The sequence below is a fragment of the Pseudomonas sp. YuFO20 genome (assembly GCF_035064975.1).
Lineage (GTDB): Bacteria > Pseudomonadota > Gammaproteobacteria > Pseudomonadales > Pseudomonadaceae > Aquipseudomonas > Aquipseudomonas putida_AE.
Genome location: NZ_JAXDEO010000129.1, coordinates 1 through 4,127, shown reverse-complemented (window position 1 = coordinate 4,127; position 4,127 = coordinate 1). Strand labels below are relative to the sequence as shown.

At 57.4% G+C, this 4,127-nt stretch carries 6 protein-coding genes and 2 pseudogenes; 1 reads left to right on the top strand and 7 read right to left on the bottom strand.

The features are described from left to right. Positions 1 to 266, bottom strand: a 266-nt coding sequence (locus SOP85_RS30820; protein WP_323629379.1) for a DUF3630 family protein, incomplete at its 3' end; no start/stop codon positions are given. A gap of 436 nt (positions 267 to 702) precedes the next feature. Between SOP85_RS30820 and SOP85_RS30815 the strand changes: the two genes are divergently transcribed. Next, positions 703 to 1,476, top strand: a complete 774-nt coding sequence (locus SOP85_RS30815; protein WP_323606175.1) for a ParA family protein — start codon at positions 703 to 705, stop codon at positions 1,474 to 1,476. An 86-nt stretch (positions 1,477 to 1,562) separates the two neighbouring features. Here the strand turns inward: SOP85_RS30815 and SOP85_RS30810 are convergent, their stop codons facing one another. From SOP85_RS30810 to SOP85_RS30785, 6 genes and pseudogenes are all read right to left on the bottom strand, one after another. After that, positions 1,563 to 1,772: a hypothetical protein gene (locus tag SOP85_RS30810; RefSeq protein ID WP_323629378.1), complete on the bottom strand. Its 210-nt coding sequence runs from the start codon at positions 1,770 to 1,772 to the stop codon at positions 1,563 to 1,565. Between the two features lie 352 nt (positions 1,773 to 2,124). Next, positions 2,125 to 2,409, bottom strand: coding sequence for a hypothetical protein (locus SOP85_RS30805; protein ID WP_323629377.1), 285 nt, complete (start codon positions 2,407 to 2,409; stop codon positions 2,125 to 2,127). 199 nt (positions 2,410 to 2,608) lie between these two features. Continuing rightward, positions 2,609 to 2,839 carry a hypothetical protein gene (locus SOP85_RS30800; protein ID WP_274075992.1) on the bottom strand — a complete coding sequence of 77 codons (231 nt, stop codon included), beginning with the start codon at positions 2,837 to 2,839 and terminating at the stop codon, positions 2,609 to 2,611. Between the two features lie 130 nt (positions 2,840 to 2,969). After that, entirely contained in the window at positions 2,970 to 3,191 is a 222-nt protein-coding gene (locus SOP85_RS30795) for a hypothetical protein (RefSeq protein WP_323606170.1), read from the bottom strand. A gap of 72 nt (positions 3,192 to 3,263) precedes the next feature. Beyond that, positions 3,264 to 3,998, bottom strand: a pseudogene (locus tag SOP85_RS30790) (DNA topoisomerase IB); the annotation flags it as partial. 1 nt (position 3,999) lies between these two features. Then, positions 4,000 to 4,127 (bottom strand): annotated as a pseudogene (locus tag SOP85_RS30785) (hypothetical protein); the annotation flags it as partial.

Sequence of the window (4,127 nt, the reverse complement as noted above, 5' to 3'; positions counted from 1 at the left end):
CCCTGCAGACTCTTCGATTCTAGCGTAATCATTACTGGGAAATCGTCAAATGCGAGGAAGAAGTACTCGTTGTCTATTAGCACCTCCCAAATACGCACATCAGCTCCGTCAGACTTGCTGATGATCGCCCCCCCAAGTAGTCCAAGAATAAACTCTGCATAATCAGGAAAACATACCCAATCGACACTCGATGTCAGGTTCAGACACGATCGGCCGGAGTGCATTTTTTCAATAGTCAGCTCACTTGGCATTATTTTGTTTTTCATCAGAATATATCTCCACCACCAGCTCTGGTTGCGCTTTCGATGATTTGTTCGAAAGATTTTCCTTTGCTAATCAGTGTTTCAAATGTTGGGCCAATTTTATAGACGAGGCTGCTGCAGCTTACTACCAGAGCCTGCAGTTCATGCCCTCCAAGGACAACCCACTTCGCCTTGTTTTGTCTGCGTCGACGATAATCCAAGGGATGCGCGAGCAGGAGGCCCGGCATGGCTGAGTTTTGTTCGAGTACTTCACTAGCGCTTCGGCGAACGTTGATGTGAGATACAGGCCTTGAAGAGCTCTTTTAGGAGCCCAGCGCTCTAACTCGCGGCTTGCGCCAACCACTGTCGCAATACTGTAATAATTCAGTCATAGAATTGACACGACTTCTTACAGTTTCCCTCAGTCGGCCTCTGGCCTTTTCATGGATGAGCAAGTCCCATGCGTCGTGTCGTATTCAATCAGAAAGGCGGTGTCGGAAAATCCAGCATTGCCTGCAACCTCGCCGCCGTCAGTGCTGCCGAAGGTTACCGGACGCTGCTGGTTGATCTCGATCCCCAGGCTAATTCGACCCACTATCTCACCGGGCTGATGAACGAGAACATTCCTGCGGGGATCGCCGATTTTTTCAAGCAGACCTTGTCCAGCGGGTTCGAGGGCAGGAAGAATCGCGTGAACATCACCCGCACGCCTTACGCCAATCTCGACCTGGTGACGGCCAGTGCCGAGCTGTCCGAGCTGCAGTCAAAACTGGAGAGCAAGTTCAAGATCAACAAGCTGCGCAAGTTGCTGGTCGCACTGTCCGAGGACTACGAGCGCATCTACATCGACACACCGCCGTCACTGAATTTCTACACTTTCAGTGCGCTGGTGGCGGCGGACCGGTTGCTGATTCCGTTCGATTGCGACAGGTTTTCTCGCCAGGCGTTGTATCGTGTCATCGCCCAGGTGGAAGAGTTGCGTCTTGACCACAATGAATCACTGACAGTGGAAGGGGTGGTGGTCAACCAGTTCACCGGTCACACCGGCTTGCACCAGATGCTGGTGGATGAGCTGATGGCCGAAGGTTTGCCGGTGCTGCCGGTTTACCTGAGCAGCTCGGTGAAGATGCGCGAGTCTCACGAGGTGTCGGTGCCCCTCGTGCATTTCGCCCCTCGGCATAAGCTGTCGCTGGAGTTTGCCAACTTGCTGGATGCCCTGGAACGAGCTGCTTAGGGGGCTCTGAGATCAAGGGTTTGCGGACTGAAGCTAATGCAAACCCTTGTGTGTTTCGGCTTCGTCTATTGCTCTCCTTTGCGTCGTTACTCCTGTTTGTGATCAGCGTTCAAGTCTGCCTTGCGTCGATCGCTGCCGTTGGGATTGCCGACATCGATCAGTCTTCTTTCCAGCAGAATGGCTTGCAGGGCCTCGCGGTCCGACGGGGTCATTTGATGTTCTCGCTCCTTGAGTTCAAGCAGGATCGGGCTGGACCACTGGCGATAGGTTTGTTCGGCATTACGAGTGGATGACATCGCTTCCTCCATGGGCTGACTTCTGCCAATCAAGACGCCTTGGTTCGATACGCAAAGTGACCCTAGCCGAGGAAGGCCATTGTTGCCAATGCCTCACATCGGACGGTTCCAGGCACCCGTCGCCGCAGTGCGCCGGACGTAGTCGCTGAAGTCCCGCGCCGGACACAGGGTCCGGTCTATTGAAAGAGCTGAGGTGAGCGTCCGGGCCGGGTCAGCGCCGCGACGGGGGCAATGTCTTTTACGTCGACAAAAAAGGCTTCGGGGTCGGGCCGACGGGCAAAGGTCCTCGGGCTGGTGTGCCATTGACCACTAAGGATCGGAGTCGACAGGGTCGACACCAATCCTGTTGCCTTTAGACAAATCCCTGCCCATGAAAACCCCGCGGCAGCCGTTGCAGGCCTGTCATGGCGGACAGTCGCTCGATCCAGTCCTGGCGCCAGTCTATGAGCACATGAGGGGTTCTTGCCTTGCGTGCGGCGCGGCGGGCGGCGTTGCGCTCGCTCTTGCGCGCCTCTTTGTAAGCGTCGGTGTTGCGACAGCTTCTGCATTTGACCCGATTCAGTTCCCGGGTTGAGGTGAGGTTGTCGCCTGTGTGACCGCAGGCGAGGTGCCCGCTGACTTTGAAGTGGGTAACCATCTGAACGCCTCCTTCGTGGCGAGGTGATCATTGGACAACCCAGGCTTGCTGACGTTCGCCGCTTGAGGGCGTAAAAAATCCCAGCGCCGGGCTGGGTTGGGGGCCAGAATCGCAGAGACACACACACGCGGTGACGATAGTGTCGCCGGTCATGTGTCCCGCGTCAGGTCGTGTCTGTGCAGCGGTATCCGAATCGCAATTATCTGAACCGTGGCAGCGGCGGATCGACTGGCCGCAGCGCCGACAGGGTGTTGCGGATCAGCGGCGTATCCTTTTCGATATCGTTCAGCCGGTCACGGATCCTGAGCGCAGTCGGGTGTCCGCCTTGATGATCGACCCAGTCGGCGATTTCCTTGCACGCGGCAGCCAGGCGAACCTGACGGGAGTCGAGCAGGGTGAGCAGGGTGGTGATGGACTCTTTTTCGGACATGGGGAACACCTCCGTTAAGAAACCTGAAGAGTGGCAGTAAAAAGCCCGCCGCCAGCGAGCTTCCACCGATGAGGCGCTGATCCTTCAGCACTGTCTCAGTATAGACCCGTAACCGCTTGGCGAATGCTCGTCAGCCTTGCCGGGCCGTCATTTGTGATCGGGCGTTGAGCTCTCGACATACGTATTGGGCATCGCGTTCAAGATCGTAGCCGTCGCCGATGAAGCCATTGGTGCGAGTATCGGCGATGCGGTACCAGACGGCGGCGTCAGCGGGTTGATGCACGGTTTCTCCAGCCCGGCGTCCATGGATGATGATCTTGTTGCAGCGCTTGACGACAAAAATGTCTTCCATGGCTTCACCGCAGCTGATTCGTGTACAGATCTACTATAGAAGCCATTTGCAATCGTGCAAAAAATAGGCAGGTCAGTTCGTCGGTTCAGACGCCATTTTCTCAAGCAGCATCGCCAGCGCGACTTCCTCGGCCCGTAGGCCTTTGCGCACCCTCGGCCTTGGCAATTGCGCCAGGGCGCCCAGGGGAAAACCCTCGAGCACCGCCGGGTGGATGTAGCACTTGCGGCAGACTGCCGGGGTGTTGCCCAACTGCCGGGCGACGTCCTTGACCATCGCCACCACATGCTGCTTGGCCTGTGATTCGGGTTGCCACTCAAGCTCACGCAACACCGACAGGGCCAGGGCGCTGCCGGCCCAGGTACGGTAATCCTTGGCGGTGAAGTCGGCGCCGGTCAGGTCTTGCAGGTAGGCGTTGACGTCGGCGGAAGTGATCGTGTGTCGCTCGCCGTTTTCATCGAGGTACTGGAACAGGTTTTGCCCGGGAATCTCCTGGCAGCGCTTGACGATCCGCGCCAGTCGCCGGTCCTTCACGGTAATTTGATGTTCGATGCCACTCTTGCCGCGAAACTGGAACAGGATCGCACTGCCGTTGACCTCCACATGCCGGTCGCGCAGGGTGGTCAGGCCATAGGAGCGGTTGTCCCGGGCGTACTGGGCATTGCCGACACGGATCAGCGTCGCGTCGAGCAGGGTGATGACCGTGGCCATGACCTTGTCGCGACTGAAACCCGGCGCCGCCAGCAAGGCTTCCAGTTGTTTGCGCAACTTCGGCAGGGCCAGGCCGAAATCCCGCAGGCGTGAATATTTGTAACAGCGCATGAGGAACAGCATCGGTCCTGGCCGTCAGGAACACTGCCGTGCCTTGCACACGATGGGGAGGTTGCGAACGGATGCTGTCGATGAATAGCGGGAGCGGCAGTGCGGTTTCATCCAAGC

What these genes read in the sequence shown, in the direction of transcription:
- SOP85_RS30815 (WP_323606175.1), top strand. Translation starts at nt 703, where the DNA reads ATGCGTCGTGTCGTATTCAATCAGAAAGGCGGTGTCGGAAAATCCAGC.
- SOP85_RS30810 (WP_323629378.1), bottom strand. Translation starts at nt 1,772, where the DNA reads ATGTCATCCACTCGTAATGCCGAACAAACCTATCGCCAGTGGTCCAGC.
- SOP85_RS30805 (WP_323629377.1), bottom strand. Translation starts at nt 2,409, where the DNA reads ATGGTTACCCACTTCAAAGTCAGCGGGCACCTCGCCTGCGGTCACACA.
- SOP85_RS30800 (WP_274075992.1), bottom strand. Translation starts at nt 2,839, where the DNA reads ATGTCCGAAAAAGAGTCCATCACCACCCTGCTCACCCTGCTCGACTCC.
- SOP85_RS30795 (WP_323606170.1), bottom strand. Translation starts at nt 3,191, where the DNA reads ATGGAAGACATTTTTGTCGTCAAGCGCTGCAACAAGATCATCATCCAT.